The sequence below is a fragment of the Actinomadura sp. DC4 genome (assembly GCF_030406325.1).
Taxonomy (GTDB): domain Bacteria; phylum Actinomycetota; class Actinomycetes; order Streptosporangiales; family Streptosporangiaceae; genus Actinoallomurus.
This window is the reverse complement of record NZ_JAUEQY010000022.1, coordinates 168,468-194,605: the sequence shown is the minus strand read 5'-3', so window position 1 is coordinate 194,605 and position 26,138 is coordinate 168,468. Positions and strand designations below refer to the sequence as shown.

38 protein-coding genes are annotated in these 26,138 nt (G+C 68.7%); 28 read left to right on the top strand and 10 right to left on the bottom strand.

The window, feature by feature from the left end:
- A partial coding sequence (locus tag QWU11_RS31950; protein ID WP_290118189.1) for a hypothetical protein occupies positions 1-203 on the bottom strand: 203 nt, incomplete at its 3' end.
- Between QWU11_RS31950 and rplP the strand changes: the two genes are divergently transcribed.
- The 17 genes from rplP (at position 181) to QWU11_RS31865 (ending at position 8,823) form a co-directional block, all read left to right on the top strand.
- Positions 181-600: a 50S ribosomal protein L16 gene (gene rplP, locus QWU11_RS31945; protein ID WP_290118188.1), complete on the top strand. Its 420-nt coding sequence runs from the start codon at positions 181-183 to the stop codon at positions 598-600. The two genes, QWU11_RS31950 and rplP, sit on opposite strands and share 23 nt — an antisense overlap.
- Positions 600-851 (top strand): 50S ribosomal protein L29, encoded by a 252-nt coding sequence (gene rpmC / locus QWU11_RS31940; RefSeq protein WP_290118187.1) that lies wholly within the window; start codon positions 600-602, stop codon positions 849-851. The genes rplP and rpmC overlap by 1 nt, the downstream gene beginning before the upstream one ends.
- Complete coding sequence (gene rpsQ, locus QWU11_RS31935; RefSeq protein ID WP_290118186.1) at positions 844-1,116, top strand: 30S ribosomal protein S17; 273 nt, start codon at positions 844-846, stop codon at positions 1,114-1,116. Before rpmC ends, rpsQ begins: the two co-directional genes overlap by 8 nt.
- A gap of 77 nt (positions 1,117-1,193) precedes the next feature.
- The gene (gene rplN, locus QWU11_RS31930) at positions 1,194-1,562 is read left to right on the top strand and encodes a 50S ribosomal protein L14 (protein ID WP_290118185.1); all 369 of its coding nucleotides are present in this window, start codon (positions 1,194-1,196) and stop codon (positions 1,560-1,562) included.
- Positions 1,562-1,876, top strand: coding sequence for a 50S ribosomal protein L24 (gene rplX / locus QWU11_RS31925; protein WP_290118184.1), 315 nt, complete (start codon positions 1,562-1,564; stop codon positions 1,874-1,876). Before rplN ends, rplX begins: the two co-directional genes overlap by 1 nt.
- The gene (rplE, locus tag QWU11_RS31920; protein WP_290118183.1) at positions 1,876-2,451 is read left to right on the top strand and encodes a 50S ribosomal protein L5; all 576 of its coding nucleotides are present in this window, start codon (positions 1,876-1,878) and stop codon (positions 2,449-2,451) included. The genes rplX and rplE overlap by 1 nt, the downstream gene beginning before the upstream one ends.
- Positions 2,452-2,454: 3 nt before the next feature.
- Positions 2,455-2,640 (top strand): type Z 30S ribosomal protein S14, encoded by a 186-nt coding sequence (locus tag QWU11_RS31915; RefSeq protein ID WP_290118182.1) that lies wholly within the window; start codon positions 2,455-2,457, stop codon positions 2,638-2,640.
- A gap of 128 nt (positions 2,641-2,768) precedes the next feature.
- Complete coding sequence (gene rpsH / locus QWU11_RS31910) at positions 2,769-3,167, top strand: 30S ribosomal protein S8 (RefSeq protein WP_290118181.1); 399 nt, start codon at positions 2,769-2,771, stop codon at positions 3,165-3,167.
- 15 nt (positions 3,168-3,182) lie between these two features.
- On the top strand, positions 3,183-3,719 hold the full coding sequence (gene rplF, locus QWU11_RS31905) for a 50S ribosomal protein L6 (protein WP_290118180.1): 537 nt from the start codon (positions 3,183-3,185) through the stop codon (positions 3,717-3,719).
- Between the two features lie 2 nt (positions 3,720-3,721).
- Positions 3,722-4,108 (top strand): 50S ribosomal protein L18, encoded by a 387-nt coding sequence (gene rplR, locus QWU11_RS31900; protein ID WP_290118179.1) that lies wholly within the window; start codon positions 3,722-3,724, stop codon positions 4,106-4,108.
- A 43-nt stretch (positions 4,109-4,151) separates the two neighbouring features.
- Positions 4,152-4,763 (top strand): 30S ribosomal protein S5, encoded by a 612-nt coding sequence (rpsE, locus tag QWU11_RS31895; protein WP_290118178.1) that lies wholly within the window; start codon positions 4,152-4,154, stop codon positions 4,761-4,763.
- Positions 4,760-4,942, top strand: a complete 183-nt coding sequence (rpmD, locus tag QWU11_RS31890) for a 50S ribosomal protein L30 (protein WP_290118177.1) — start codon at positions 4,760-4,762, stop codon at positions 4,940-4,942. The genes rpsE and rpmD overlap by 4 nt, the downstream gene beginning before the upstream one ends.
- Positions 4,943-4,944: 2 nt before the next feature.
- Complete coding sequence (gene rplO, locus QWU11_RS31885; protein WP_290118176.1) at positions 4,945-5,397, top strand: 50S ribosomal protein L15; 453 nt, start codon at positions 4,945-4,947, stop codon at positions 5,395-5,397.
- A 154-nt stretch (positions 5,398-5,551) separates the two neighbouring features.
- Positions 5,552-6,853: a preprotein translocase subunit SecY gene (gene secY / locus QWU11_RS31880; protein ID WP_290118196.1), complete on the top strand. Its 1,302-nt coding sequence runs from the start codon at positions 5,552-5,554 to the stop codon at positions 6,851-6,853.
- On the top strand, positions 6,853-7,506 hold the full coding sequence (locus QWU11_RS31875) for an adenylate kinase (protein WP_290118175.1): 654 nt from the start codon (positions 6,853-6,855) through the stop codon (positions 7,504-7,506). The genes secY and QWU11_RS31875 overlap by 1 nt, the downstream gene beginning before the upstream one ends.
- Positions 7,507-7,562: 56 nt before the next feature.
- Positions 7,563-8,399, top strand: coding sequence for a type I methionyl aminopeptidase (map, locus tag QWU11_RS31870; protein ID WP_290118174.1), 837 nt, complete (start codon positions 7,563-7,565; stop codon positions 8,397-8,399).
- On the top strand, positions 8,383-8,823 hold the full coding sequence (locus QWU11_RS31865; protein WP_290118173.1) for a DUF1707 domain-containing protein: 441 nt from the start codon (positions 8,383-8,385) through the stop codon (positions 8,821-8,823). Before map ends, QWU11_RS31865 begins: the two co-directional genes overlap by 17 nt.
- Position 8,824: 1 nt before the next feature.
- Here the strand turns inward: QWU11_RS31865 and QWU11_RS31860 are convergent, their stop codons facing one another.
- Positions 8,825-9,556, bottom strand: coding sequence for a phosphodiesterase (locus tag QWU11_RS31860; protein WP_290118172.1), 732 nt, complete (start codon positions 9,554-9,556; stop codon positions 8,825-8,827).
- 243 nt (positions 9,557-9,799) lie between these two features.
- On the opposite strand from QWU11_RS31860, the gene infA reads away from it, so the two are divergent.
- The 8 genes from infA (at position 9,800) to truA (ending at position 14,626) form a co-directional block, all read left to right on the top strand.
- Complete coding sequence (gene infA, locus QWU11_RS31855; protein WP_067912209.1) at positions 9,800-10,021, top strand: translation initiation factor IF-1; 222 nt, start codon at positions 9,800-9,802, stop codon at positions 10,019-10,021.
- A 70-nt stretch (positions 10,022-10,091) separates the two neighbouring features.
- Positions 10,092-10,205 (top strand): 50S ribosomal protein L36, encoded by a 114-nt coding sequence (rpmJ, locus tag QWU11_RS31850; RefSeq protein ID WP_141956754.1) that lies wholly within the window; start codon positions 10,092-10,094, stop codon positions 10,203-10,205.
- A gap of 136 nt (positions 10,206-10,341) precedes the next feature.
- Positions 10,342-10,722, top strand: a complete 381-nt coding sequence (gene rpsM, locus QWU11_RS31845) for a 30S ribosomal protein S13 (protein ID WP_290118171.1) — start codon at positions 10,342-10,344, stop codon at positions 10,720-10,722.
- A 67-nt stretch (positions 10,723-10,789) separates the two neighbouring features.
- Positions 10,790-11,191: a 30S ribosomal protein S11 gene (gene rpsK / locus QWU11_RS31840; protein WP_290118170.1), complete on the top strand. Its 402-nt coding sequence runs from the start codon at positions 10,790-10,792 to the stop codon at positions 11,189-11,191.
- Positions 11,192-11,207: 16 nt separating this feature from the next.
- Positions 11,208-11,837, top strand: coding sequence for a 30S ribosomal protein S4 (gene rpsD, locus QWU11_RS31835; protein ID WP_290118169.1), 630 nt, complete (start codon positions 11,208-11,210; stop codon positions 11,835-11,837).
- A gap of 98 nt (positions 11,838-11,935) precedes the next feature.
- Positions 11,936-12,949 (top strand): DNA-directed RNA polymerase subunit alpha, encoded by a 1,014-nt coding sequence (locus QWU11_RS31830; protein ID WP_290118168.1) that lies wholly within the window; start codon positions 11,936-11,938, stop codon positions 12,947-12,949.
- A gap of 122 nt (positions 12,950-13,071) precedes the next feature.
- On the top strand, positions 13,072-13,605 hold the full coding sequence (gene rplQ / locus QWU11_RS31825) for a 50S ribosomal protein L17 (RefSeq protein ID WP_290118167.1): 534 nt from the start codon (positions 13,072-13,074) through the stop codon (positions 13,603-13,605).
- Positions 13,606-13,777: 172 nt separating this feature from the next.
- On the top strand, positions 13,778-14,626 hold the full coding sequence (truA, locus tag QWU11_RS31820; RefSeq protein WP_290118195.1) for a tRNA pseudouridine(38-40) synthase TruA: 849 nt from the start codon (positions 13,778-13,780) through the stop codon (positions 14,624-14,626).
- On the opposite strand, the gene QWU11_RS31815 is transcribed toward truA, so the two are convergent.
- The 4 genes from QWU11_RS31815 to QWU11_RS31800 form a co-directional block, all read right to left on the bottom strand.
- A complete protein-coding gene (locus QWU11_RS31815) occupies positions 14,623-15,159 on the bottom strand; it encodes a dihydrofolate reductase family protein (RefSeq protein ID WP_290118166.1) in 537 nt (178 codons plus the stop codon). The two genes, truA and QWU11_RS31815, sit on opposite strands and share 4 nt — an antisense overlap.
- A gap of 127 nt (positions 15,160-15,286) precedes the next feature.
- Complete coding sequence (locus tag QWU11_RS31810; protein ID WP_290118165.1) at positions 15,287-17,752, bottom strand: hypothetical protein; 2,466 nt, start codon at positions 17,750-17,752, stop codon at positions 15,287-15,289.
- A 220-nt stretch (positions 17,753-17,972) separates the two neighbouring features.
- Positions 17,973-19,055 (bottom strand): hypothetical protein, encoded by a 1,083-nt coding sequence (locus QWU11_RS31805; RefSeq protein WP_290118164.1) that lies wholly within the window; start codon positions 19,053-19,055, stop codon positions 17,973-17,975.
- Between the two features lie 39 nt (positions 19,056-19,094).
- Complete coding sequence (locus QWU11_RS31800; protein WP_290118163.1) at positions 19,095-19,835, bottom strand: CAP domain-containing protein; 741 nt, start codon at positions 19,833-19,835, stop codon at positions 19,095-19,097.
- Between the two features lie 295 nt (positions 19,836-20,130).
- Between QWU11_RS31800 and rplM the strand changes: the two genes are divergently transcribed.
- From rplM to glmM, 3 genes are all read left to right on the top strand, one after another.
- Positions 20,131-20,574, top strand: coding sequence for a 50S ribosomal protein L13 (gene rplM / locus QWU11_RS31795; RefSeq protein ID WP_290118162.1), 444 nt, complete (start codon positions 20,131-20,133; stop codon positions 20,572-20,574).
- A gap of 34 nt (positions 20,575-20,608) precedes the next feature.
- Positions 20,609-21,115: a 30S ribosomal protein S9 gene (gene rpsI / locus QWU11_RS31790; protein WP_290118161.1), complete on the top strand. Its 507-nt coding sequence runs from the start codon at positions 20,609-20,611 to the stop codon at positions 21,113-21,115.
- A gap of 151 nt (positions 21,116-21,266) precedes the next feature.
- A complete protein-coding gene (gene glmM, locus QWU11_RS31785) occupies positions 21,267-22,607 on the top strand; it encodes a phosphoglucosamine mutase (RefSeq protein WP_290118160.1) in 1,341 nt (446 codons plus the stop codon).
- A gap of 52 nt (positions 22,608-22,659) precedes the next feature.
- Here glmM and QWU11_RS31780 read toward each other — a convergent pair whose 3' ends face one another.
- Genes QWU11_RS31780 through QWU11_RS31765 form a run of 4 tightly spaced genes read right to left on the bottom strand, consistent with a single transcriptional unit; the run spans position 22,660 to position 26,105 of the window.
- A complete protein-coding gene (locus QWU11_RS31780) occupies positions 22,660-23,376 on the bottom strand; it encodes an ABC transporter permease (protein WP_290118159.1) in 717 nt (238 codons plus the stop codon).
- Positions 23,373-24,284: an ABC transporter ATP-binding protein gene (locus tag QWU11_RS31775; protein ID WP_290118158.1), complete on the bottom strand. Its 912-nt coding sequence runs from the start codon at positions 24,282-24,284 to the stop codon at positions 23,373-23,375. Before QWU11_RS31775 ends, QWU11_RS31780 begins: the two co-directional genes overlap by 4 nt.
- 31 nt (positions 24,285-24,315) lie before the next feature.
- On the bottom strand, positions 24,316-25,206 hold the full coding sequence (locus QWU11_RS31770) for an ABC transporter permease (protein WP_290118157.1): 891 nt from the start codon (positions 25,204-25,206) through the stop codon (positions 24,316-24,318).
- The gene (locus QWU11_RS31765) at positions 25,203-26,105 is read right to left on the bottom strand and encodes an ABC transporter ATP-binding protein (RefSeq protein WP_290118156.1); all 903 of its coding nucleotides are present in this window, start codon (positions 26,103-26,105) and stop codon (positions 25,203-25,205) included. Before QWU11_RS31765 ends, QWU11_RS31770 begins: the two co-directional genes overlap by 4 nt.
- Positions 26,106-26,138 lie beyond the last annotated feature (33 nt).

Genomic DNA, 26,138 nt, shown 5'->3' with positions numbered 1-26,138 from the left:
GTGGCGGCGGCGAGCGTGGCGGTGGCCGTGGCGGCCGCGGCGGCGAGCGTGGCGGTGGCGGTGGCGGTGGCGGCGAGCGCGGCGGCCGGCAGCAGCAGGCCCCCGCGAGCGCCCCGGCTGAGCAGCAGGCGACTGAGGCGGCTGCGCCGTCCAGCGCGGGTGAGGGGAGCTGAATTACCAATGCTGATCCCTCGCAGGGTCAAGCACCGCAAGCAGCACCACCCGAAGCGGCGGGGCAAGGCCAAGGGCGGCACAAGAGTCGTCTTCGGTGAGTTCGGCATCCAGGCCGTCGAGGGCGCGTACGTGACCAACCGGCAGATCGAGGCCGCACGTATCGCCATGACCCGGCACATCAAGCGTGGCGGAAAGGTGTGGATCAACATCTACCCCGACCGTCCGCTGACCAAGAAGCCCGCTGAGACCCGCATGGGTTCCGGTAAGGGCTCGCCGGAGTGGTGGGTCGCCAACGTCAAGCCCGGACGAGTGATGTTCGAGCTCGCCGGCGTACCCGAGCCGCTGGCTCGCGAGGCTCTTCGCCGCGCGATGCACAAGCTGCCAATGAAGTGCAAGTTCGTGAAGCGCGAAGTGGGTGAGGCGTGATGGCTGCCAATGGCCTTACCGCCGATGATCTGCGGTCTCAGCCTGAGGCGGAGCTGACCACCAAGCTGAAGGAGGCCAAGGAGGAGCTCTTCAACCTCCGCTTCCAGGCGGCGACGGGTCAGCTCGAGACCCACGGACGGCTGCGCGAAGTGAAGCGCGAGATCGCCCGCATCTACACAGTGATGCGGGAGCGGGAGCTCGGCATCGTCGTGTTCGCCGAGGAGCCCGTGGAGGAGTCCACCGATGAGTGAGCAGAACACTGAGACGCGGAGCTACCGCAAGATCCGTGAGGGTCTCGTGGTCAGCGACAAGATGGACAAGACCGTTGTGGTCGCCGTCGAGGACCGTGTCAAGCACGCGCTGTACGGCAAGATCATCCGCCGTACGACCAAGTACAAGGCGCACGACGAGTCCAATGCCTGTGGCATCGGCGACCGGGTCCGACTGATGGAGACCCGCCCGCTGTCCGCCACGAAGCGCTGGCGTGTCGTGGAGATCCTTGAGAAGGCCAAATAGTTGGCAGTCGCGCCGAGCGACTGAGGATCGAATCCGCCAGGCTCAACTGAGAACCGGCGAGAATAACAGGAGTTGACGTGATCCAGCAGGAGTCGCGACTCAAGGTCGCCGACAACACGGGTGCCAAGGAGATTCTTTGCATCCGCGTTCTCGGCGGCTCGGGTCGGCGCTATGCGGGCATCGGCGACATCATCGTCGCGACGGTGAAGGACGCCCTTCCCGCAGCCGGCGTCAAGAAGGGTGATGTCGTTAAGGCCGTCGTCGTGCGCACCCGCAAGGAGCGCCGCCGTCCCGACGGCTCCTACATCCGCTTCGACGAGAACGCGGCTGTGCTCATCCGGGACGGCGGAGACCCGCGTGGTACGCGTATCTTCGGGCCGGTCGGCCGGGAGCTGCGCGACAAGAGGTTCATGCGCATCATCTCGCTCGCGCCGGAGGTGCTCTGATGAAGATCAAGAAGGGTGATGACGTCGTCGTCATCGCCGGCAAGGACAAGGGCGTGACCGGCAAGGTGATCTCCGCCGACCCCAAGCGTGAGCGCGTGGTCGTCGAAGGTGTGAACCTCGTGAAGCGCCACACGCGGGAGACCAACCAGGGACCGCGCGGTGCCAAGGAGGGCGGGATCGTCACCAAGGAAGGTGCGATCCACGTCAGCAAGGTGGCGCTGGTCGTGGACGGCAAGCCCACCCGCGTCGGTTACCGCTTCGACGACGACGGCACGAAGGTTCGCATCTCGCGCCGTACCGGTAAGGACATCTGATGACCGCCGAGACGACCACACAGGAAACCCCGAAGCCGCGGCTCAAGCAGCGCTACCGCGACGAGATCGCCAAGGCGATGCGCGACGATTTCGGCTACGCCAACGTGATGCAGATCCCCGGTCTGACCAAGATCAAGGTCAACATGGGCGTCGGCGACGCGGCCCGCGACTCGAAGCTCATCGAGGGCGCAGTCCGCGACCTGACCACCATCACGGGGCAGAAGCCGGCCGTGGCCCGCGCCCGGAAGTCCATCGCGCAGTTCAAGCTGCGCGAGGGCATGCCGATCGGCGCCCACGTGACGCTGCGCGGCGACCGCATGTGGGAGTTCCTCGACCGGCTGCTGTCGCTGGCCCTGCCGCGTATCCGTGACTTCCGTGGCCTGTCGCCGAAGAACTTCGACGGCAACGGCAACTACACGTTCGGGCTCACCGAGCAGGTGATGTTCCACGAGATCGACCCGGACAAGGTCGACCGGCAGCGCGGTATGGACATCACGATCGTGACCACCGCGAAGACCGACGACGAGGGCCGGGCGCTGCTCAAGCACCTGGGCTTCCCGTTCAAGGAGAACTGACAGATGGCGAAGAAGGCTCTGATCGCCAAGGCGAACCGGAAGCCCAAGCACGCCGTGCGTGGCTACACCCGCTGCTCGCGCTGCGGGCGTCCGCGCGCCGTCTTCCGCAAGTTCGGCCTGTGCCGGATCTGCTTTCGGGAGATGGCGCACCGCGGCGAGCTGCCCGGCATCACCAAGTCCAGCTGGTAAGCCGGACTCGGCGGAAGCAGCAACAGATAATGACCAGCAGGGTGCCTGAGCAAGGCATCCACGACCACGTCGAAGGTCCGTCGCGTGCCATCACGGACGGAAACCGCGGCGAGGAGGGCCAGTAGGCCATGACGATGACCGACCCGATCGCAGACATGTTGACGCGTCTGCGGAACGCGAATTCGGCATACCACGACACCGTGGCCATGCCGTACTCGAAGATCAAGGCGCACATCGCCGAGATCCTCCAGCAGGAGGGCTACATCTCGGGGTGGAGCGTCGAGGATGCCGAGGTCGGCAAGAAGCTTGTGGTCGACCTCAAGTTCGGCCCGAGCCGTGAGCGTTCGATCGCCGGACTCAAGCGGGTGTCCAAGCCGGGCCTGCGGGTCTACGCGAAGAAGGACAACCTGCCGAAGGTCCTCGGTGGTCTCGGCGTCGCGATCATCTCGACGTCTTCGGGACTCATGACCGACCGGCAGGCCGGCCGAAATGGCGTGGGCGGGGAAGTCCTCGCCTACGTCTGGTAGGGGAGGGAAAACAGAATGTCGCGCATCGGACGTCTGCCCATCCCCGTCCCCAGCGGCGTCGACATCAAGGTCGACGGCCAGGACGTGACGGTCAAGGGCCCCAAGGGCGAGCTGAAGCACACGGTGGCCAGGCCGATCGAGGTCGTCCAGGAGGACGGCCAGGTCAAGGTCGGCCGCGCCAGTGACGAGGGACCGATCCGTGCTCTGCACGGTCTGACCCGCACACTGATCAACAACATGGTCGTCGGCGTGACCGAGGGCTACAGCAAGACGCTGGAGATCGTCGGCGTCGGTTACCGCGTCCAGGCCAAGGGCAGCAACCTCGAGTTCTCCCTCGGCTTCAGCCACCCGATCACGGTGGTGCCGCCGGCGGGTATCACCTTCCGTGTCGAGCGACCGACCCAGTTCGTGGTCGAGGGCATCGACAAGCAGAAGGTCGGCGAGGTCGCCGCGAACATCCGCAAACTGCGCAAGCCCGACCCGTACAAGGGCAAGGGCGTGCGTTACCAAGGCGAGCAGATCCGCCGCAAGGTCGGAAAGGCTGGGAAGTAGACATGCCTGCGAGCAAGACTCAGGTCCGCAAGCGGACCTCGTCGCGCACCGCGTCGCGGACCCGCCGGCACCTGCGCGTCCGCAAGAAGATCCAGGGCAGCGCCGAGCGGCCGAGGCTGGTCGTGACCAAGTCGGCGAAGCACATGTCCGCGCAGATCATCGACGACATCGCCGGTCGCACGCTGGTGTCGGCCTCGACGCTCGACTCCACGCTCCGTACTGGCGAGGGCGACAAGACCGCGAAGGCGCGAAAGGTCGGCGAGTTGCTGGCGGAACGCGCCAAGGAGGCGGGTATCTCCAGCGTGGTCTTCGACCGCGCCGGGCACCGCTACCACGGCCGCATCGCGGCCCTGGCCGACGGTGCGCGCGAGAGCGGGCTGGAGCTTTGATGGCCCGCGCGCAGCAACTGACGGACGAGAAGAGGAACCACTAATGGCAGCACCACGTCGTGGCGGCGGCGAGCGGCGCGACCGGCGTGATGACCGCCGGGGTGGCGCCGACAAGGGCCAGTCGTACATCGAGCGTGTCGTAGCGATCAACCGTGTCGCCAAGGTCGTCAAGGGCGGCCGGCGCTTCAGCTTCACCGCGCTGGTCGTGGTGGGCGACGGCAACGGCACCGTGGGTGTCGGCTACGGCAAGGCCAAGGAGGTGCCCGCGGCGATCGCCAAGGGTGTCGAAGAGGCCAAGAAGCATTTCTTCAAGGTGCCGCGGATCCAGGGCACCATCCCGCACACCAGCCAGGGTGAGGAGGCCGCGGGAGTCGTGCTCCTGAAGCCGGCCAGCCCCGGTACCGGTGTCATCGCGGGTGGCCCGGTCCGCGCGGTCCTGGAGTGCGCGGGCATTCACGACGTCCTGTCGAAGTCGCTGGGCTCTTCCAACGCGATCAACATCGTCCACGCGACGGTGGCCGCGCTGAAGCAGCTCAACCGGCCCGAGGAGATCGCGGCCAAGCGTGGCCTGCCGATCGAGGACGTCGCTCCGGCCGCCATGCTCAAGGCCCGCGCGGCCGGGAGCGAGGCACGCCAGGAGGTCGCGTCGTCATGACCAACCTGAAGATCACTCAGGTCAAGTCGCGAATCGGTGGCAAGCAGTACCAGCGTGACACCCTGCGCACCCTGGGCCTTCGCCGGATCGGCCAGAGCGTCGTCCGCGAAGACCGCCCCGAGGTGCTCGGGATGATCAACACCGTACGCCACCTCGTTACCGTCGAGGAGGTCGACTGATCATGGGAGCTGAAACGCCGCTGCGGCCGCATCACCTGCGGCCCGCTCCGGGTGCTCACAAGTCCAAGACCCGCAAGGGCCGTGGTGAGGCGTCCAAGGGCAAGACCGCCGGACGCGGAACCAAGGGCACGAAGGCACGCAGCACGGTGCCCGCGGGCTTCGAGGGCGGGCAGATGCCCCTGATCCGGCGGGTGCCGAAGCTCAAGGGCTTCAAGAACCCGTTCCGTGTCGAATACCAGGTCGTCAACCTCGGACGACTCGCCGAGCTCTACCCTGAGGGTGGCGAGGTTACGCCGGAGGACCTGGTGGCGAGGGGCGCGGTGCGCTCGGGCCGTCCGGTCAAGATTCTCGGCACTGGTGACATCTCTGTAACGGTGCAGGTCAAGGCGCACGCCTTCTCCGGCTCCGCCAAGGAGAAGATCACAGGTGCCGGGGGCACTGTCGAAGAACTGTGAGTACAAGCCCTTGTGGGAATCGCCCCCGCCACAACACGGCGGGGGCGTCAGCCCATGCAAGGGCTGTTAGAGTTCGATCGGCGGCTATCGCCGTCGCCTACCATCGACCGGGGCCAGTCCGTGGCCGTTGGCCGGAATTCGCGCAGGAGGAATGGTGCTGACCGCGTTCACTCGGGCGTTCCGAACACCCGACCTGCGCAAGAAGCTTGTCTTCACGCTCTTCATCATCGCGGTGTTCCGGCTGGGGTCCCAGCTGCCGGCACCGGGCGTGAACACAGGTGCCATCCATCGCTGTGTCGATGTGGCGACCAAGGGTGCCAACGGCAATATTTACGGCCTGGTCAACCTGTTCAGCGGCGGCGCGCTGCTGAAGCTGTCGATCTTCGCGCTGGGCATCATGCCCTACATCACCGCGAGCATCATCCTGCAGCTGCTGACCGTGGTGATCCCGCGTCTGGAGACGCTCCGCAAGGAGGGCCAGTCCGGCACCACGAAGATCACGCAGTACACCCGTTACCTGACGATCGGCCTGGCGATCCTTCAGGGCACCGGCATCGTCGCGATGGCGACCACCGGCAACCTGCTGCAGGGCTGCACCGAAGAGCTGCTCTGGAACAAGAGTTGGTTCACGATCGTCACGCTGGTCGTCGTGATCACTGCGGGCACGTCGGTCATCATGTGGCTGGGTGAGCTGGTCACCGACCGCGGCATCGGTAACGGCATGTCGATCCTGATCTTCACCCAGGTCGTCGCGGTCTTCCCGAGCGAGTTCTGGAGCATCTACAAGACCAAGCACGGCTTCGTCTTCGCGATCGTGCTCCTGGTGGGCGTGGCGATCGTCGCCGGTGTCGTGTTCGTCGAGCAGGCTCAGCGCCGAATCCCGGTGCAGTACGCCAAGCGGATGGTCGGCCGCCGGATGTACGGCGGCACGTCGACCTACATCCCGCTCAAGGTCAACCAGGCCGGTGTCATCCCGGTCATCTTCGCGTCGTCCCTGCTGTACCTCCCGCAGCTCGTGGTGCAGATGTGGCACAGCGCGAACCCGGTGAGCACATTCATCTCGAAGTACCTTGTCAAGGGCGATCACCCCATCTACATGGGCATCTACTTCGTCTTGATCATCTTCTTCACGTACTTCTACGTCGCGATCACGTTCAACCCGACCGAGGTCGCCGACAACATGAAGAAGTACGGTGGGTTCATCCCGGGGATCCGGCCCGGCCGGCCGACCGCGGAGTACCTCGACTACGTGCTCACTCGCATCACGGCACCGGGCGCGCTGTACCTCGGGCTCATCTCGCTGATCCCGATGATCGCCTTCGGCCTCATCGGCGCCAGCCAGAACTTCCCGTTCGGTGGCACGAGTATCCTGATCATGGTCGGTGTCGGGCTGGACACGGTCAAGCAGATCGAGAGCCAACTCCAGCAACGCAACTACGAGGGCTTCCTGCGGTAGTGCGCATCGTGCTCGTGGGCCCCCCCGGAGCGGGCAAGGGGACACAGGCCCAATTCATCGCATCGCACCTGTCAATCCCGAAGATCTCGACAGGTGACATCTTCCGCGCGAACGTGAGCGGGAATACTCCTCTGGGCCAGAAGGCCAAGGAGTACATGGACCGTGGTGACCTCGTTCCCGACGAGGTCACCATCGCCATGGTCAGGGATCGGCTCGCCGAGGAGGACGCCCAGGAGGGCTTCCTGCTCGACGGCTTCCCCCGCAACGTTCCCCAAGCCGAGACGCTCAAGAAGATCCTGTCCGAAATGGACCGCAAGCTCGACCTCGTGCTCGAGCTGGTGGTCGACGACGACGAGGTCGTACGTCGGCTGTCCGGCCGCCGCACCTGCCGTAAGTGCGGCCGGATCTGGCACGTGGCGTTCGACCCGCCGACCAAGGACGGCGTCTGCGACAACTGCGGCGGCGAGCTGTTCCAGCGCGACGACGACCGCGAGGAGACCATCAGGCACCGCCTGGAGGTCTACCAGGAACAGACCGCCCCCCTGGCGTCGTTCTACGCGGATGAGGGCATTCTGGTGGGCCTGGACGCCACCGGGCCCGTCGAGGAGGTCACCGAGCGGGCGCTCGCGGCGCTTCGCCGGTTCGCGGCCTGACCGGCCGCTCCCGGTCGTCCTCGAAACCAACCTCGGACCCAGGCGCGGAGCTCAGTGTGTGGAAGAAGCGTAAGCCGGCCATCCAGATCAAGTCGCGCGACGAACTCGCGGTGATGCGAGAGGCCGGCCTCGTCGTCGGCCGCACCCTCCAGCGGCTCACAGAGGCCGTACGGCCCGGAATCACCACGGCCGACCTCGACGTCATCGCGGAGGAGTCGATCCGCTCCGCGGGCGCGACACCGTCCTTCAAGGGCTATCAGGGGTTCCCCGCCACGATCTGCACCTCGATCAACGAGGAGATCGTGCACGGCATCCCGAGCCCGGACAAGGTCCTGCGCGAGGGCGACGTCATCTCCATCGACTGCGGCGCCATCGTCGACGGCTGGCACGGCGACTCCGCGGTGACCGTACCGGTCGGCGAGATCACCCCGGAGCTCCGGCGGCTGCTCGAGGTCTGTGAGGAGTCGATGTGGCGCGGCATCGGCGCGGGCGTGGCCGGCGGCCGGCTGAGCGACATCGGCCATGCGGTCGAGACGTACGTGCGCGGCCAGGGCGACTATGGCATCGTCGAGGAGTACGTCGGCCACGGGATCGGTACTCAAATGCACATGGACCCACCGGTGCCCAACTACGGTGAGGCCGGATTCGGCCCGCACCTGGTTCCCGGCATGTGCTTCGCGGTCGAGCCAATGGTCAATCTCGGCACCGCGGCGACGGTCCTGCTCGAGGACGAGTGGACCGTCATCACCGGCGACAAGCGCTCCTCGGCGCACTTCGAGCACACCTTCGCGGTCACCGAAGACGGGCCGTGGGTGCTCACCGCACTCGACGGCGGCGCGGCTCATGGTTTCTCGAGCCGTGACGAGAGGATCAAGGATGGCGCTCAATCCTGAGATGCGGGCCTCCGACGCCGACCGCGACCGGGTCGCGGCGGCGCTGCGAGAGCACTGCGCTCAGGGGCGCATCGACGTCGAGGAGCTGAACGACCGCCTCGAAGGCGTCTACACCGCGCGAACCCTCGGTGACCTGCAGAGGGTCACCGACGATCTGCCCGAAGAGGACCTGTACGAACTCCCGGTGCCGTCGTGGCGTCAGTCGACGCCGGCGCGCCGGATGGGCGGCGGCGCGCTGTCCCCCGCGGCATTGCGCACGGGCTGGGCGACGTATGCCACCGTCAACCTCCTGTGCGTCGTGATCTGGCTGCTGACGGCGGTGCCGTCGGGCGCCTGGTACCCCTGGTGGATCTGGGTGGCCGGGCCCTGGGGCGCGCTGATGCTCGCCGGCCAGATCTTCGGTCCACGCGACGACCGGCGCTGACTCAGGCCGGCCGCGTGCCCACCTGACGAAAGTGCGTCACGGCGTCGTCGCCGTCGACGATGTGCAGTGCGAAGCCGGGCGCCGCGTCCGTCATGGCCGGCCGGCCGCCGGGGTCGATGTGCAGTTGCCGGTACGCGCTGGGGCAGGTGGTGGCGACCGTACCCGCGAAACCGCGCACCGACCCCGCGTGCACGTGCCCCGCGATCACGCGGACGACCTGCGGGTGGCGGGCGATCACGGCGGCGAGCCGCTCGGGGTGCGCCTGTCCCATCAGGTCGATCCATTCGACGCCGATGTGGTACGGCGGATGGTGCATCGCGACGACGGCCGGGGTGCCGGGCGCCTCGGCGAGCGCGGCGTCGAGCCAGTCCGGGTCGGACAGGTCGCCGCCGGACTGCCCGGGGATGGTGGAGTCGCAGCAGAGCAGGCGGAGGCCGGCCACGTCGACCACGTAATTGGCCGCCTTGACCTCGGGAAACGCGGCCAGCAGCGCGTCGACGTCATCGTGGTTGCCGGGCAGCGGATGCACCGGCATCGGCAGGCGTGCGATCTCCGTACGGAGCAGCGCGTACTCCGAGGGACGGCCGTGGTCGGCGAGGTCACCGGTGAGGACGACGGCGTCGGGCGATTCGGTGAGATCGAGCAGCGTGGACACGGCCTCGCGCAGGGACTTCGTGGGCACCGGGTCCTCGTCGGAGAGGTGAAGGTCGCTAAGCTGGGCGAGGATCGTCATGGTCAGTCAGCCCATCACGGCCGTACGGGAATGACCACGTCCACTGCCGTGTTACGGAGTGGGGGAGAGTGGCCGCCTCAGTGCTGCCTTGATGGTGAATCCTTCTGGATTTCACATTCTCGCGGTCCGTGACGTACACTTCTTTGTCGGTCCTGTGTCGGCTCATGTCCGCATGCCAGTGCATGCCTCGGACGCCCGCGCGGACCGTTCTCCTGACGAACCGATCAGTGAAGCGCGGAGGACATGCCCAAAAAAGAAGGGGCCATCGAGATCGAAGGCACCGTCGTCGAGTCTCTCCCGAACGCCATGTTCCGGGTAGAGCTGGACAACGGGCACAAGGTTCTCGCCCACATCAGCGGGAAGATGCGGATGCACTACATCCGGATCCTTCCTGATGACCGAGTGGTCGTAGAGCTGAGTCCTTACGATCTCACCCGCGGCCGGATCGTCTACCGGTACAAGTAAGTCATCCACCCACTGGGGTTGCCTTCCCCGCGTCGGCAGCGCGGGGGTGACCCTGCTATGAGGAGACCCAGTGAAGGTCAAGCCGAGCGTCAAGAAGATCTGCAGTAAGTGCCGCGTCATCCGCCGGCACGGCCGGGTCATGGTCATCTGTGACGACCCGCGCCACAAGCAGCGCCAGGGCTGAGCCAGGCCCTAACACAACAGAACGTTCCGCGGCTCCCGTCTGACGGGAGCGACCCCCGGTCGGAGGCCGGGGCCCCACCCGGGCAGGTGGGGGTGCGGAGCGCAGACCTCCGTGAAACAGAAGGGAACTGCCCGAGATGGCACGCCTCCTTGGCGTCGACCTCCCGCGCGAAAAGCGCCTCGAGGTCGCTCTTACCTATGTTTTCGGCATCGGCCGCACCCGTGCGCTCGAGACTCTCAGGGAAACCGGCATCAGCGGTGACCGCCGGGTCCACGAGCTGGGCGACGACGAGCTGGTGCAGCTCCGCGACTGGATCGACGGCAACTACAAGATCGAGGGTGATCTTCGCCGCGAGATCCAGGCGGACATTCGTCGCAAGATCGAGATCGGCTGCTACCAGGGCATCCGGCATCGTCGTGGACTGCCGGTGCACGGTCAGCGCACCCAGACCAACGCGCGTACCCGCAAGGGCAAGAAGAAGACCGTGGCCGGCAAGAAGAAGACCGGCAAGAAGTAGTCCCCGGGGCCGCCCCGACCGGCGGCCCGTCCGAGGGATCGACGACCTCCAGGAGACTTGAGAGCAGATGCCGCCAAAGAGTCGCGCCGGCGCCAAGAAGGTGCGCCGCAAGGAAAAGAAGAACGTCGCTCATGGGCACGCCCACATCAAGAGCACGTTCAACAACACGATCGTCACGATCACGGACCCGGTGGGCGCCGTGATCGCATGGGCCAGCGCCGGCCACGTGGGCTTCAAGGGCTCGCGTAAGTCGACGCCGTTCGCCGCTCAGATGGCGGCCGAGGCCGCCGCGCGCCGCGCCATGGAGCACGGCATGCGCAAGGTCGACGTCTTCGTGAAGGGCCCGGGTTCGGGCCGCGAGACCGCGATCCGGTCGCTGCAGGCGACCGGCCTCGAGGTCGGCTCCATCCAGGACGTCACCCCAGTGCCGCACAACGGCTGCCGCCCGCCCAAGCGTCGCCGCGTCTGAGTTAGGGAAGAGAGAGATGGCTCGATACACCGGCGCGGACTGCAAGCTGTGCCGCCGCGAGAAGATGAAGCTGTTCCTCAAGGGGAGCAAGTGCGACGGGCCGAAGTGCCCGATCGAGATCCGGCCCTACCCTCCGGGTGAGCACGGTCGCGGTCGCCCCAAGGAGAGCGAGCACATGCTTCAGCTTCGCGAGAAGCAGAAGGCGCGGCGCATCTACGGGGTCCTCGAGGCCCAGTTCGTGAACTACTACAAAGAGGCGAACCGCCGTACGGGCAAGACGGGTGAGAACCTGCTGAGCCTGCTCGAGCGCCGTCTCGACAACGTGATCTACCGCGCGGGCTACGCCAAGAGCCGCGACATGGCCCGCCAGCTGGTCCGGCACGGCCACTTCACGGTCAACGGCAAGAAGGTCGACATCCCGTCCTTCCGCGTCAGCGAGCGCGACATCATCGAGGTTCGTGGCAAGTCGGCCGAGCAGACCCCGTTCGTGGTCGCTCGCGCCGAGGCCGGCGAGCGCCCCGTCCCGGCGTGGATCGAGGTCGCACCGGACAAGCTGCGCATCCTCGTGCACTCGCTCCCGGTCCGGCAGCACATCGACGCGCCGGTTCAGGAGCAGCTCATCGTCGAGTGGTACGCCAAGCGCTGACGTACCTCTCGGGCGGGCGTGCGCCTCTCGGGCGTACGCCCGCCGAGCGTTGGATCGCGGCAGTCAAATAGCGGGCGCCGCGGAAAGGGAGTACTGAAATGCTCATCGCACAGCGACCTACCCTCACCGAGGAACAGGTCGACGAGTTCCGGTCCCGGTTCACCATCGAGCCGCTGGAGCCGGGCTTCGGCTACACCATCGGCAACTCGCTCCGCCGTACGCTCCTGTCCTCGATCCCGGGTGCGGCCGTCACCAGCATCCGCATCGAGGGCGTGCTGCACGAGTTCTCCACGATCCCGGGGGTCAAGGAGGATGTCACCGACATCATCTTGAACCTCAAGGAGCTCGTCGTCTCCTCCGAGCACGACGAGCCGGTCGTGATGTACCTGCGCAAGCAGGGCCCCGGCGAGGTCACCGCCGCCGACATCGCGCCGCCGGCCGGTGTCGAGGTGCACAACCCCGAGCTCCACATCGCCACGCTGAACAACAAGGCGAAGCTGGAGATGGAGCTCACGGTCGAGCGTGGCCGTGGCTACGTCTCCGCCGCGCAGAACAAGCAGCCGGGCCAGGAGATCGGCCGGGTGCCGATCGACTCGATCTACTCCCCGGTCATGAAGGTCACCTACAAGGTCGAGGCGACGCGTGTCGAGCAGCGCACCGACTTCGACCGGCTGATCGTCGACGTCGAGACCAAGCCGGCGATGCTGCCCCGCGACGCGGTGGCGAGCGCCGGCAAGACGCTCGTCGAGCTGTTCGGCCTGGCGCGCGAGCTCAACGTCGAGGCCGAGGGCATCGACATGGGCCCGTCGCCGACGGACGCCGCTCTCGCGGCGGACCTGGCGCTGCCGATCGAGGAGCTGAACCTTACGGTCCGGTCCTACAACTGCCTCAAGCGCGAGGGCATCCACACAGTGGGTGAGCTCGTGGCCCGCAGCGAGCAGGACCTTCTCGATATAAGGAATTTCGGCGCCAAGAGCATCGAAGAGGTCAAGCAGAAGCTCAACGACATGGGCCTCACGCTGAAGGACTCCCCGCCCGGGTTCGACCCGACCGCGGCGGCGGACAACTACGGCGACGAGGACCAGAGCTACGCCGAGACCGAGCAGTACTGATGTGAAGGCGGGCGGTCCGACCGGACCGCCCGCTTCTCGATACTCGTGCGGGAGAGCGACCCCGCACGGACCGACGCCGGTACCTCGTACGGCTGGCGCGGGTTGAAAAAGGAGAAGCACTCATGCCCCAGCCCACCAAGGGCCCTCGCCTCGGCGGCAGCCCCGCGCACCAGCGCCTGATCCTGGCGAACCTCGCCACGGCGCTGTTCGAGCACGGCCGCATCAAGACCACCGAGGCCAAGGCCCGGCGGCTGCGGCCGCTGGCGGAGAAGCTCATCACCAAGGCCAAGCGCGGCGACCTCGCCGCGCGGCGCCAGGTCCTCACGGTCGTGCAGGACAAGAGCGTCGTCCACACGCTGTTCACCGAGATCGGTCCGCGTTTCGAGAACCGCCCCGGCGGTTACACGCGGATCACCAAGCTCGGCCCGCGCAAGGGCGACAGCGCGCCGATGGCCCTGATCGAGCTCGTCGAGGAGTCGGCGGCGGTCGCGACGACCCGCCCGGCGGAGCGTACGCAGGCGCCGAAGGCCGAGGAGCCCGTGGCCGAGGAGTCGGCGGTCGAGGAGTCGGCGGTCGAGGAGTCGGCGGCCGACGAGCCGGCCGACGACGAGCCGCAGGACACCGCCCCGGCAGACGAGGCCGAGGACAAGAAGTAACTCACGCTTTGTCACGAGCCCGCCGTGCCCTACGGGACGGCGGGCTCGATCTTTGGGAGAGTTGTGCAATGGTCAGCACACGGAGAACATGGAGACAGGGCCACCGCCGACCGCGCGGACCCGAAGGGCAACGGACATGGACGAACGGCCGTCCGAGCCTCCTCCTGATCCCATGACCGCTCTCGTACGGCTTCGGCTTGAGATCAGCTACGACGGGTCGGATTTCGCCGGATGGGCGCGCCAGCCCAAGCAGCGCACGGTTCAGGGAGTCATCGAGGAGGCTCTGGGGCGTGTACTGCGCCTCGACCCGCCGCCGGTGCTGACGGTGGCGGGCCGTACGGACGCGGGTGTGCACGCCAGCGGCCAGGTGGCGCACGTCGTCGTCCCGGTCGCCTCCTACTACCCGGTCACCGGGACCCTGCCGCGCAGGATGGCCGGCGTGCTGCCCGCCGACATCCGGATCTGGCGCATCGGCCAGGCGCCGGAAGGCTTCGACGCGCGGTTCTCCGCCATGTCACGGCGCTATGTCTACCGGGTGTGCGACAACCCGATGGGCGTGGACCCGATCCGCCGCCACGAGGTGCTCTGGCACCCGCGGCCGCTCGACCTCGACCGGATGAACGCCGCCGCGGCGCTGCTGCTGGGCGAGAACGACTTCGCCGCGTACTGCCGTAAGCGCGAGGGCGCCACGACGATCCGCCGGCTGCTGCGCTGTGACTGGGCCCGCGACGAGACCGGTGTGGCCGTGGCGACCATCGAGGCGGACGCGTTCTGCCACTCGATGGTACGAGCGTTGGTCGGCGCCCTGATCTCGGTCGGCGACAGCCGCCGTTCGATCGAGTGGCCCTCCCAGGTGCTCGCGGGCGGTGAGCGCGACTCGGCGGTGCAGGTCCTGCCGCCGTACGGGCTCTCGCTGGAGGAGGTCACCTACCCGGACGCGGCGCACCTGGCCGACCGGGCCCAGGAGACCCGCCGCATCCGCGTTCTCGGCGTCTCTCCCGAGGAACGCCACGCGAGCTAGGGCTCGTACGTCACCGAGACCACTCCGGAACGGAACGTCCTGGAGTCCACGAGGCGGAGCCTTCTGCGGTCCTTCTCGTCCTCGAAGAGGCGCGCGCCGGTGCCGAGCACGATCGGGTGGATCGTGAGGGAGAGCCGGTCGAGCAGCCCCTCGCGCAGCAGCGACCGGACCAGGTGAGGGCTGCCGGGCACCTGGATGTTCTTGCCCGGGCGGCGCTTCAGCTCGGTCAGCGCCCCGGCGAGGTCGCCCTGGAGGAGCGTGGAGCCGGCCCACTCGACGGTGTCGAGCGTGCGGGAGGCCACGTACTTGGGCGTGTCGTTCATGAAGGCCGACATGGGCACGTCGCGGCCCAGCGTGGGCCACATCGCGGCGAAGGCCAGGTACGTCCGCCGGCCCAGCAGGATCGCGTCGGCCTCGGCGATGCCGGCGGCGATGACCTCCGCCATCTCCTCGTCGAACATCATCCAGTTGCCGGACGGGGAGTCCACGACACCGTCGAGGGTCATCGCCAGTCCCGCGACGATCTCGCGCATCCACTCTCCGTCCGGTCGTGGCCCCAGGGTCCGTCTCGAAGTCCTGCCGTCCTGCTACGTGGCACCTCCGCCCTTGCGAGACGCCGCCTGGACGCCGCTCGCCACGGACGGGACCTCGAGACCGGCCCTAATGCTGTTTGGCGCGCCGGGTGATCGGCCGGACGGTGTAGTCGCGGAACGCGATGCCGGCCTTCTTCAACGTGTCGTCCTTGGCCTTGGGCTTGTGGCCGTCGACGTACGTCGCGTAGGCGTAGGCGATGTAGCGGCCGCGCAGGACGTCCGCCGCGTACCCGCCGGCGTGGTCGATCTTGGGTGCGCCGGTGGCCTTCATGCCGCGGAACCACTCGTAGTGTGCCGGGTCCTGAACCTTCAGCGTCGCCCTGGCGGCGGCGTCCGTCGGCATGACCGCGATCCCGGCCGTCACCGCGATCTTCTTGTCCTCGGAGACGAATGTCGCGCGTACGATCCGGCGGCAGTGCTCCCGGGTCAGTTCCGTGGCGAAGGGCCCGTTGGCGGCCAGCGAGCAGTGATCGTTGATCACGGTCTTGACCCGGGTGAACTTGGCTTTGGCCAGAGTGACCACCGAGGTCGGGAAGACCTCGGTGATCGTCAGCGGCTTGGGATCCTTCTTCTCGTCCCGGATGTCGACCGGCACGTGCTTGGGCTTCGGCTTGTGCTTGGCCTTGGTCTTGGTGGGCGTCGGAGTCGGCGCGGCCTGCGTCGGTGGGGGCGGCGGCTGCGACTGGGCGACGTTGTGCTCCTTCGCGGAGCCGCCGGAGAGCTGCGTGACGGCCAGAGCGCCCCCGCCGCCGAGGATGAGGGCGGCGACGAGGCCTCCGGCGACGAGGAGCGCTCTGTGGGCTCCTGATGAGCCTCCGTGGCCTCCGCCGCGGGGCGGGCGGCTGGGGCCGCCAGGAAAGCCTGGTCCGGCGCCGAGCCGGGGGATGGGTCCGGTGGCGGTGGCACCGGGGTCCGGTGGCGGTGGCTCCGGGGGCGCCTGCGGGGGCGTGCCGGGCGGGAGGATCGCGTCCGGGGTGAGCGCGGGGCCGGGAGCGCTGGAGGCCGTACCGGCCCCGAAACGCGCGATGGCCAGTGTGCGCTGACCGTTCGCGTCCTCGAAGGTCACCTTCTGCTCCTCGCCCTCGGGCGCGGGCACACCGGGAGGCGGTACGGAGGTGGGGCTGGTGACGTCACTGGCCGCGGTCCGCTCGGTCCCCAGGTCCGCGAAGCCCCCGGCCGCGCCGGTCGAACCCGTCGAGCCGGTGGCTCCTGAGCCCGTGAAGCCGCCGGCCGCGCCGGTCGAGCCCGTGACGCCGGTCGAGTCGGCGAAGCCGGCCGTGGTGCCTGCCGAGCCGGTGCTCCCCGAGTCGGCAAGGCCGCTGGCCTTACCGGCCGGGTCTGTGAAGCCGCTGCTCGGCTTGGAGGCGGCGAAGCCGCCGGAGGCGGAGGTTCCGCTGCCGGAGCCGGGCCCGTCCTGCGCCGAGGCCCCGCCGAACGGCGGCACTCCGGAGCCGGACGCCTCGTCGCGCGAGCCCGCGGCGCCGAAGGACGACGTCCCGAAACCGGACGTCGCCGCCTCGTCACGCAGACTCCCGCTGCCGAAAGGCGGCGTGCCGGAGCCCGGCGCGGACGTGTCATCACGCGAGCCCGCGGGACGCGGGCCTTCGCTCCCGAAGGGCGGCGTGCCGGAGGCCTCGCCGCGCGAGTTCGGCGTGCCGAAAGGGGGCGTGCCGGAGCCCGCGGCGCCGAAGGGCGATGTCCCGGAGCCGGACGCGCCGTCGTGGGCGCTCGGGGTGCCGAAAGGGGGCGTGCCGGAGCCCGCCGCGGACGTCTCGTCGCGCCGGCCCGTGGTGCCGAAGGACGACGTACCGGGACCGGACGCCGCCTCGTCACGCAGGCTTTCGCTGCCGAAAGGCGGCGTACCCGAGCCGAACGCCGGCGCGTCGCCGCGGGGGCTCTCACTATCGACGCCGGAAGCGTCCTCGCTCGGCGGGACGAACGGCGCGAGGGCCTCGGGGGTGTGCGGGCTCGGGACGCCGAAGGGCGGGGCGCCGGACGTGCCCGGAGCCTCGGCCGTGCCGTAAGGCGGCGGCGTTCCGAAGCCGGGCGTTCCGTTCGTGGTGCCGGCGGGGAACGTTCCGGGGCCGGAGGTTCCGTTCGCGGCGTCGAAGGGTGAGGTGCCGTAGGACCCGGGAAAGGCGGGTGGCGGGGCGTCGGTCGCGGTCCGTTCCGCCTCCGGGAGCTCCTCGGCGGAGCCACCGTACGACCCGGGGTACGGGCTCGTCCCGGCGGATCCGAAGGGTGAGAAGACGGTGTCCGCGGCGGAGCCGAAGCCGGCGACGGTCTGCTCGGCCTCGGGAAGATAGGGGTTCGCGACCGTCTGTTCGGCCTCGGGGACCTCGGATTCGGGGCGGCCCTGGGGGGCGGCCGACCACGAAGGCGACGGTGCGGCGTGGCGGGGACCGGGTGGCGGGGGGAGGTCCGTGGAAGAACCGCCTTCGCCCGGCGCGGGGTTGCCGGCCGGGGGCGAGGGCGGGGTGGACTGTGCGTCCGGCGTAGGGGCGCCGGGACGCTTGGGGAGCGGCGGGGTCATGGTCTCCTCGGCGTCGGATGCCATTGACGGCCCGGAGAAGACCGGGGAGCCCGGTTGCGTGTCTGCGGACTGGAAAACGACCGCGGGCTTCCCGGCCGAGCTCTGGCCGAAGTTCGGCGGAGCCGGTGTCGGCGGGTGATTCGCTTCCCCCTCTCCTGGAGGAAGGAAAGTCTCGTCATGGCCAGACATGGGTCACCAGAGTATTAGCAGAGGGCCACGTTCATGACGGTTTGCCCTCCATTGACCGATAGTTCAGGGCCGTGCGCAGATTGCTGCCATAGGTCGTGGCCTTCACGAACGCGCTCACCGCCGTGTAGTCACCCTTGGCGATCTTCTTTCCGTTCGGGTACTGCACCCAGCTCATGATCAGGTAGTGGCCGTCGACCTCCGCGGTCGTCAGCGACAGGCCCTGGCCGATCTTCTTGGTGGTGCCCGCGCCGGGCAGCGCGAGGATGAACGCGTCCTTCTGCCGCGAGGTGACCTGCACCGAGTTGGCGCCGGTCTGCGTCCGCAGGTTGATCACGCCGATGGTGCCGATGAACTTGCCGTTGCTGAACGTCGCTCGCAGAACCTGCGTGCAGCCGCCCTTGGCGAGCGCCTTGCGGAAGGCCGTGCCGTGGGTCGGCGGAGAACACTTGCGTTCCGAGCGGCGGCCCGTCATGACGTACCGGCGGCTGCCGTACTTGAACGACTTGGCCTTGAAGATCTCGTTCAGCGAGAGGGGCTTGGGGTCGGTGGCCCGGCTGCGCAGACGGTCGCCGCGGCCCGTCTCGGTCGGCGACGGGGTCGGGTTCACCGTCGGGGTCGGCGGAGGGGCGCTCTCGCTCGGCTGGACCGCCGAGGCCTTCGGCTTCTTGTCGTCGCCGCCGGAGAGTGCCAGCGCCGTACCACCGCCGATCACCACGACGCCGGCGACGATCGCCGCGCCGATGATCAGACCCTTGCGGCCGGAACCGGACTTGAAGCGGTCATCGTCGTCCGGCGGAGGCCCGTACGCGCCGGGACCGGCACCGTAGGGGTCGGCGTTCTCATTGTCGTACGGCGGCCTGGGCTCGAAGGGCCCGCCGCCGTAGGAGTCGGAGCGTTCTTCGCCGAACGAGCCCCCGAAGGAGCCGCCCGGGCCGAAGCCGCCATCACGCGGTGGCGGGCCGCCGTACGGATCGTCGTACGGGCCACCGCCCTGTGACTGGTCATAGGAGGGGCCGCCGTGTTCGGCCTGGTTATCGACCGGGCCGTACGGCGACTGCGGCGGCTGGGAGGGACCCCAGCCGCCGGGTTGCTGCTGATCACCCGGATAAGACATGAATGCGACCCTACCGGCTCGTTTCAGGCGCTCAGCCGTTTACTGGAAGCCGAAGTCCTGCGTCCACCACGGGCCTCCCGGCCCGTACTCGACGCCGATTCCGACCGCCTTCAGGCTGCAGTTCAGGATGTTCGCGCGGTGTCCGGGGCTGTTCATCCAGCCGTCGAGCACCGCCTGTGCGGTCGCGTATCCCATGGCGATGTTCTCGGCGCCGGGCTGGCTGTAGCCGGCCGCCTTGATCCGATCCCAGGGGGTCTTGCCGTCCGGCGAGTTGTGCTCGAAGTACTTCTTCACGCGCATGTCCTTCGAGTGCGCGTACGCCGCGGCGCGCAGGTGCGGGTCGTTGCGCAGTGCCGAGCAGCCGTGCTTGGCGCGCTCGCTGTTCGTGAGCTTGACGGCCAGGTCCTCGGCGGACAGGTTCTTCGTCGGCCCGCCCCCCGTCGCGATGACGGTCGAGGTGTGGGGCTTCGGCTTGCGGCTGCGGGTCACCTTCGCCGCGGAGGCCGGATGGGTGATCGTACGGCTGGGGCGCGAGGGCTTGCTGGGCGAGGGGGTCGGCGGCTTGACCGCCTTGCCCTCGGGGCTGGGGATCACGGCCGAGTCCTGAACGGGACGGTCGGCGGGCGCGGGGTGCGCCGCGGTCACGTAGCGGTTCGCCGCGAAGCCTGCGGCGACGAAGAACGCGATCGCCAGGATCACGAACGCCTGGACGCGGCGCTTGACGGAGATCACACGCTTGGCGGACAGGGGGTCCTCCAGGGGGCTGCGGAGGAGCAGCACTATAGAGGGACCAAACGCTACGAGCGTGCGGTTCTGGAGTAATACCTGCTATATGCTGTAAAAAGGACGAGCTAGGTGTTGTACTGGTGATCGTCTGAGCGATGGCAGGGAGGCGGCGGTAGCCGCCCGCTTTGACCCGCACGTGCGTGGGCCGGTATCCTGCCAGTTCGTTGTGTGCGTCAGCGTGCCCGTCATCCGGGTCGCTCGACCATGTTGACCAATGTGGGCCTGTGACGGACGTTCCGTCCCGCCGGTCCTGTCTCTGTTGTCAGACACGAAACGAAGGCTTACGACCGTGCGCACCTACACCCCTAAGCCCGCTGACGTCGAACGTCAGTGGCACGTCATCGACGCGACCGATGTCGTGCTGGGTCGGCTGGCCAGCCAGGTCGCGACGTTGCTGCGGGGTAAGCACAAGCCGATCTACGCGCCGCACCTCGACACTGGCGACTTCGTCATCATCATCAACGCCGACAAGGTGGCGCTGTCGGGCAAGAAGCTGGAGCAGAAGAAGGCCTACCGCCACTCCGGCTACCCCGGCGGCCTGCGCTCGATCGCTTACTCCGACCTCATGGAGAAGCACCCTGAGCGCGCCGTGGAGAAGGCCATCAAGGGCATGCTCCCCAAGAACACGCTCGGCCGGAAGATGTTCGGCAAGCTGAAGGTCTACACCGGATCCGAGCACCCGCACCAGGCCCAGCAGCCGGTGCCCTACGACATCAAGCAGATCGCGCAGTGACGCGCACCGTCGAGACAAGATCCTGAGGAGTCCCGTGGCTGAGTCCACCGGTGTCGAGACGCCCATCGAGGGCGCCGAGTTCGAAGAGTACGTGGGGGACTACACCTCCGAGTCCGCTGAGGCTGTCGCCGAGGAGACCCCCCGTCCGGTGCTGACCGGTCCCGCCGCGGGCACCGGCCGCCGCAAGGAGGCCATCGCGCGCGTCCGCATCGTCCCGGGCACCGGGAAGTGGACGATCAACGGCCGCACGCTCGACGCGTACTTCCCCAACAAGGTCCACCAGCAGGTCGTGAACGAGCCGTTCGTGACGCTGAGCCTCGAGGACCAGTTCGACGTGATCGCGCTGGTTCACGGCGGTGGCGTCACCGGCCAGGCCGGCGCGCTGCGCCTGGGCATCGCCCGTGCGCTGCAGCTCGTCGACGCCGACAACCGGCCGCCGCTGAAGAAGGCCGGCTTCCTCACCCGTGACCCGCGGGCGAAGGAGCGCAAGAAGTACGGCCTGAAGAAGGCGCGTAAGGCTCCGCAGTACAGCAAGCGTTGATCGGCCCTGTGCGGCGATCGACCGGTCCGGCCCCGCTGGACGGCATCGCCGCACAGGACTTCGGCGGTTCCGTCTTTCCACGGGACCGCCGATCGCTTTGTTCGAGGGCCGGCGGGCCGGCCGTTCCATGCGCGACCGTGGGGTGTTAACAGTGTCACGTCTGTTCGGAACCGACGGTATCCGGGGGGTCGCCAACCGTGACCTGACCGCCCGGCTCGCGCTCGACCTGTCGGTCGCTGCCGCACGCGTCCTCGGTGAGGCCGGCGCCTTCGAAGGGCACCGGCCTCTCGCCGTCGTAGGCCGCGATCCGCGCGCCTCCGGCGAGTTCCTCGAGGCCGCCGTCGTGGCCGGTCTCGCTTCCGCCGGCGTCGACGTGCTGCGCCTCGGCGTCCTGCCGACGCCCGCCGTCGCGTACCTCACCCAGTCGCTCGGCGCCGACCTCGGCGTGATGCTGTCCGCCTCGCACAACCCGGCGCCCGACAACGGCATCAAGTTCTTCGGCCGCGGCGGGCACAAGCTCGCCGACCAGATCGAGGACCAGATCGAGGCCCACCTCGGCGAGGACTGGGCCGGCCCGACGGGCCCCGGCGTCGGCCGTGTACGCGAGGCGCAGGGCGAGGTCGAGAGCTACATCGCGCACCTGCTGTCCACGCTGCCCCGCTCGCTCGACGGCGTACGGGTCGTCGTCGACTGCGCGCACGGCGCCGCGTCCGGCGTCTCACCTGAGGCGATGCGCCGCGCCGGCGCGAGTGTGGTCGCCATCGGCGCCTCGCCGGACGGCCTCAACATCAACGAGGGCTGCGGCTCCACCCACCTGGAGTCCCTGCAGCGCGCCGTGATCGAGCACGGCGCGGACGTCGGCATCGCCCACGACGGCGACGCCGACCGCTGCCTGGCCGTCACCGCTTCGGGCGAGCCCATCGACGGCGACCAGATCATGGCCGTCCTGGCGGTCGAGCTGCGCGAGGCGGGCCGCCTCCCGGGCGACACGGTCGTCGCGACCGTCATGTCGAACCTCGGCTTCAAGATCGCCATGCGCGAAGAGGGCCTGAACGTCGTCGAGACGACGGTCGGCGACCGTTATGTCCTGGAGGCCATGAAGTCCGGCGGGTACGCCTTCGGCGGCGAGCAGTCCGGCCACGTGATCATGCTCGACCACGCGACCACGGGCGACGGCCTGCTGACCGGCCTGCACCTGCTGGCCACGGTCGCGGGCCGCGGCCGCCCGCTGGACGAGCTGGCCAAGGTGATGACGCGCCTGCCGCAGGTGCTGGTCAACGTGAAGAACGTCGACAAGTCCCGCGCCAAGACCTCCCCGGAGCTGGCCGCGGCGGTCGAGGCGGCGGAGACCGAACTCGGCGACACGGGCCGGGTGCTCATCCGCCCCAGCGGCACGGAGCCGATGGTCCGCGTGATGGTCGAGGCCCCCGAAGAGGACCAGGCCCGCGCGCTGGCCGACCGTCTCGCCGAGGTCGTCCGCACCGCCCTTTAACGCACGGAGCCCCGGCCCGGGTCTCCCCGGGCCGGGGCTGCGAGGCAGGGGGCTAGTCGGCTCCCGTGACGGACAGGGTGCGGAGCTTCCAGCCGGCGAAGAGTACGCCGAGCACGCTCAGGATGATCAGCAGTGACACCGCCGTCGTCTCGCCCACCTCGGAGGTGACCGCGGTGGCGTTCGTGCCCAGGTCGGTGATCGAGATGGCCCACTGCCGGATCGAGAGCGTACGGGCGCCCGGGGCGTAGCGCGCGAGGAGGTTCTCCCACACCAGGGCATAGATCAGCCCGATCGTCACGGCGAACCGGCTGATGACCGCGATGGCGATGAACAGCGCGCAGTACGCGATGCCGCCCACCAGCGAGCCGAGGGCGAAGCCCGTCGGCAGGCCCGCGGTCATGCCGTTCATGATCACGCCGGAGATGAAGATCGGCACCACGCCGAAGCCGACCACCAGGGCGACCGCGACCAGGAACTTCGTCGTCGAGATGACCGGGCGGGCGATCGGCTTGGTCATGAGGTACATGATCTGGCCGTCGTCTATCTCCGGGGCGATCACGCCGGTGCCGGCGAGCAGGGCCAGCAGCGGCAGCAGCGCGCCCAGCCCGAACTGCGTCAGCAGCGCCGCGGACGTGTCGAGGTCGCTGTTGCCGGTGACCCGCAGGCCGATGCTCAGCAGCAGCAGGACGGCCGGGAGGAGGAATAGCAGGAGCGCCCGCCGGCGACCGAGCATCCCGCGGAACGTGATGTACGCGATGGTGGGATTCATGAGGACACCAGGTAGGAGAAGACGCTTTCGAGGGATTCGTCGGCCGGGGAGACCTCAAGCAGCCGGATGCCGGCCGTACGGGCCGCCTGGGGCAGCAGCAGGGTGAAGCGCTGGAAGTCCACGGCCTCCACGGCGAGCCCGGCGGAGGTGAGCTCGACCCCGCGGGTCGAGCCGTCGGCGATGAGCGCGGCGGCGAGGCGCCGGTCGTCGCTGGAGCGGATCGCGAACATGTGCGGCCGGTCGGTCATCAGCCGGCGGATCGCGCGGAAGTCGCCCGACGCTGCGTGCCGCCCCGCGATGATCACTTCGATGTGGTGGGCCAGCCGCTCGACCTCTTCGAGGATGTGCGAGCTGAACAGGACCGTACGGCCCTCGGCGGCCATCTTGCGGATCAGGTCCATCAGCTGGAGCCGCTGGCGCGGGTCCATGCCGTTGAACGGCTCGTCGAGCAGCAGCACCGCCGGGTCGTGCACCAGGGCCGAGGCCATCTTGACCCGCTGCTTCATGCCCTTGGAGTAGGTGCCGATGGCGCGGTCGGCCGGGTCGATCATCTCGACCATGCCGAGCGCGCGCTCGGCCGCCGCGCCCGGGTCAGGCAGCTTGTGCAGCTTCGCCATCGAGCGGACGAACTGCCGCCCGGTGAGGAAGTCGTAGGCCGCCTCGCGCTCGGGCACCAGGCCGATGTTGCGAAAGACCGAGGGGTTCTTCCAGATCCGCTGCCCGTCGATGCCGACCTGGCCGTTCGAGGGGGAGAGGAACCCGCCCATCATGTGGATGAGCGTCGACTTGCCGGCGCCGTTCGGGCCGAGCAGCCCGGTGACGCCCGGACCGACGGTCATCGTGACTCCGTTGACCGCCACCACGTTGCCGTACCACCGGGACACGTCCCGGAGTTCGAGAACACTCACGGCGCCTCCCGATCGTCCGCTCGCGAACAGGTCACTTCGCGCCTACCTTCCGGAACCGCAGAAACAGGATGGCCAGCGCGCCGGCGATGATGGCCGCGCACACGAGCGTGAACACGGGTCCGCCGATGCCGGACGGCGGGGGCTCCGCCGCGGACACCTTGGTTCGCAGCGCCCACACCTGCACCCCGTCCACGAGGTTGAACGGCGTGAACATGCCGGCCCAGCGGGCGACGGTGAACTTGGTGTGGTCCTCGGCGATCCCCTGGATCGCCCCGACCGCGGCCGTGCTGATGAGGTAGACCGCCATCACCGCGGTCACACCGAAGCCGCGGCGCGGGGTGAACGCGGCCACGACCAGGCCGATCGCCGCGAGCACGAGGGCGAGGATCAGGCAGCCTCCGAGCGCGGCCGCGAAGTGCAGCGTGTGGGTGCCCAGGTGCTTCTGCTTGGTGGCGAGGGCGCCGACGAACAGGAGCGTGACCGGGGTGACCAGGAGGATGAACAGGGCCGTCGTCAGCGCGCCGTACTTGGCCAGCACGTAGTCCATCCGGCCCAGCGGCCGGGAGAAGTACAGCGGCGTGACGTGGAAGCGCAGGTCGCGCGAGGCGAGCACCGGCGACTGGGCCGCCAGGAAGATCGCGATCAGCGGCTGCAGGTAGATGGCGTACGACTCGTAGCGGATCAGGTTGATCGCCGTGCCGTTGCCGATCTTCGAGGCCAGCGCGGTGATCGCCACGCTGATCGCCGCCGGCAGGAGCATGATCGTGAACAGCAGGAACGGCATGATCTTGGCCTTGGCCGGCCGGCCGAGCCCGTACGCCGCGCGCAGGTTGTGCAGGAAGAGAGAGCGGACGGAGTACGCGCGGCCGAGGCGCGGGCCGTCGTAGTGGCGGTAGCCGATGTCGTGGATGACGCTCGTCATGAGGAGAAGACCTCTTCGATCCGGTGGCGGCGGTTCTCCATGCGCACCAGGGCCAGGCCGAGATCGGCGACGGAGTCGCGTACGAGGTCGTACGTGGTCTCGTCGGCGATGTCGATGAGCAGGAGGCGCCCGTCGGGGTGGACGCGGAGCCCGGTCTCGGCGAGCCGGTTGCCGAGCTGGTCGCGCTGGGCCGGGTCGTCCCCGATCTCGACCGCGAGCACCCCGCTGACCTGCGTGAAGTCGGTGACGGCCTGGGAGCGCAGCAGCCGGCCGCCGTCGATGATCACCAGGTGGTCGGCGACGCGTTCGAGCTCGCCGAGCAGATGGGAGGTGACGAGGACGCTGATGCCGAACTCGCCGCCGATGCGGCGGATGAGCGCGAGCATCTCGTCACGGCCCGCCGGGTCCAGGCCGTTGGTGGGTTCGTCGAGAAAGACGAGCTTGGGGTCGTGGACGAGGGCCTGGGCGAGTTTGACGCGCTGGCGCATACCGGTGGAGTAGCCGCCGATCGGCCGGTACCGCTCCTCGTACAGGCCGACATGGCGCAGGGTGTCGGCGGCGCGCTCGCGGGCGGCGGTGGGCGGCAGCCCGGACACGCGCGCCACGTGCACGATGAACTCGGTGGCGGAGACGTCCGGGGGGAGGCAGTCGTTCTCGGGCATGTAGCCGACCAGCTCGCGGATCTTCATGGACTCGCGAACCGCGTCGTGCCCGAGCACGCTCGCCTGGCCGCTCGTCGGCGGGAGGAGCCCGAGCAGGATCTTGATCAGCGTCGACTTGCCCGCGCCGTTGGCCCCGACCAGCCCGACGACACCGGGCTCGATGTCGATGGTGAGCTCGTCCAGGGCGAGCACGCCGGGGAACCGCTTGCCGAGTCCCCGCGTGGCGATGATGGACATGCGCCGAACTTAGTGGACCCCAGCGGGCGGGTC

Coding starts and splice junctions, on each gene's coding strand:
- rplP (WP_290118188.1), top strand. CDS start 181: ATGCTGATCCCTCGCAGGGTCAAGCACCGCAAGCAGCACCACCCGAAG.
- rpmC (WP_290118187.1), top strand. CDS start 600: ATGGCTGCCAATGGCCTTACCGCCGATGATCTGCGGTCTCAGCCTGAG.
- rpsQ (WP_290118186.1), top strand. CDS start 844: ATGAGTGAGCAGAACACTGAGACGCGGAGCTACCGCAAGATCCGTGAG.
- rplX (WP_290118184.1), top strand. CDS start 1,562: ATGAAGATCAAGAAGGGTGATGACGTCGTCGTCATCGCCGGCAAGGAC.
- rplE (WP_290118183.1), top strand. CDS start 1,876: ATGACCGCCGAGACGACCACACAGGAAACCCCGAAGCCGCGGCTCAAG.
- QWU11_RS31915 (WP_290118182.1), top strand. CDS start 2,455: ATGGCGAAGAAGGCTCTGATCGCCAAGGCGAACCGGAAGCCCAAGCAC.
- rpsH (WP_290118181.1), top strand. CDS start 2,769: ATGACGATGACCGACCCGATCGCAGACATGTTGACGCGTCTGCGGAAC.
- rplF (WP_290118180.1), top strand. CDS start 3,183: ATGTCGCGCATCGGACGTCTGCCCATCCCCGTCCCCAGCGGCGTCGAC.
- rplR (WP_290118179.1), top strand. CDS start 3,722: ATGCCTGCGAGCAAGACTCAGGTCCGCAAGCGGACCTCGTCGCGCACC.
- rpsE (WP_290118178.1), top strand. CDS start 4,152: ATGGCAGCACCACGTCGTGGCGGCGGCGAGCGGCGCGACCGGCGTGAT.
- rpmD (WP_290118177.1), top strand. CDS start 4,760: ATGACCAACCTGAAGATCACTCAGGTCAAGTCGCGAATCGGTGGCAAG.
- rplO (WP_290118176.1), top strand. CDS start 4,945: ATGGGAGCTGAAACGCCGCTGCGGCCGCATCACCTGCGGCCCGCTCCG.
- QWU11_RS31865 (WP_290118173.1), top strand. CDS start 8,383: ATGGCGCTCAATCCTGAGATGCGGGCCTCCGACGCCGACCGCGACCGG.
- QWU11_RS31860 (WP_290118172.1), bottom strand. CDS start 9,556: ATGACGATCCTCGCCCAGCTTAGCGACCTTCACCTCTCCGACGAGGAC.
- infA (WP_067912209.1), top strand. CDS start 9,800: ATGCCCAAAAAAGAAGGGGCCATCGAGATCGAAGGCACCGTCGTCGAG.
- rpsM (WP_290118171.1), top strand. CDS start 10,342: ATGGCACGCCTCCTTGGCGTCGACCTCCCGCGCGAAAAGCGCCTCGAG.
- rpsK (WP_290118170.1), top strand. CDS start 10,790: ATGCCGCCAAAGAGTCGCGCCGGCGCCAAGAAGGTGCGCCGCAAGGAA.
- rpsD (WP_290118169.1), top strand. CDS start 11,208: ATGGCTCGATACACCGGCGCGGACTGCAAGCTGTGCCGCCGCGAGAAG.
- QWU11_RS31830 (WP_290118168.1), top strand. CDS start 11,936: ATGCTCATCGCACAGCGACCTACCCTCACCGAGGAACAGGTCGACGAG.
- rplQ (WP_290118167.1), top strand. CDS start 13,072: ATGCCCCAGCCCACCAAGGGCCCTCGCCTCGGCGGCAGCCCCGCGCAC.
- truA (WP_290118195.1), top strand. CDS start 13,778: ATGACCGCTCTCGTACGGCTTCGGCTTGAGATCAGCTACGACGGGTCG.
- QWU11_RS31815 (WP_290118166.1), bottom strand. CDS start 15,159: ATGCGCGAGATCGTCGCGGGACTGGCGATGACCCTCGACGGTGTCGTG.
- QWU11_RS31810 (WP_290118165.1), bottom strand. CDS start 17,752: ATGACCCCGCCGCTCCCCAAGCGTCCCGGCGCCCCTACGCCGGACGCA.
- QWU11_RS31805 (WP_290118164.1), bottom strand. CDS start 19,055: ATGTCTTATCCGGGTGATCAGCAGCAACCCGGCGGCTGGGGTCCCTCC.
- QWU11_RS31780 (WP_290118159.1), bottom strand. CDS start 23,376: ATGAATCCCACCATCGCGTACATCACGTTCCGCGGGATGCTCGGTCGC.
- QWU11_RS31770 (WP_290118157.1), bottom strand. CDS start 25,206: ATGACGAGCGTCATCCACGACATCGGCTACCGCCACTACGACGGCCCG.
- QWU11_RS31765 (WP_290118156.1), bottom strand. CDS start 26,105: ATGTCCATCATCGCCACGCGGGGACTCGGCAAGCGGTTCCCCGGCGTG.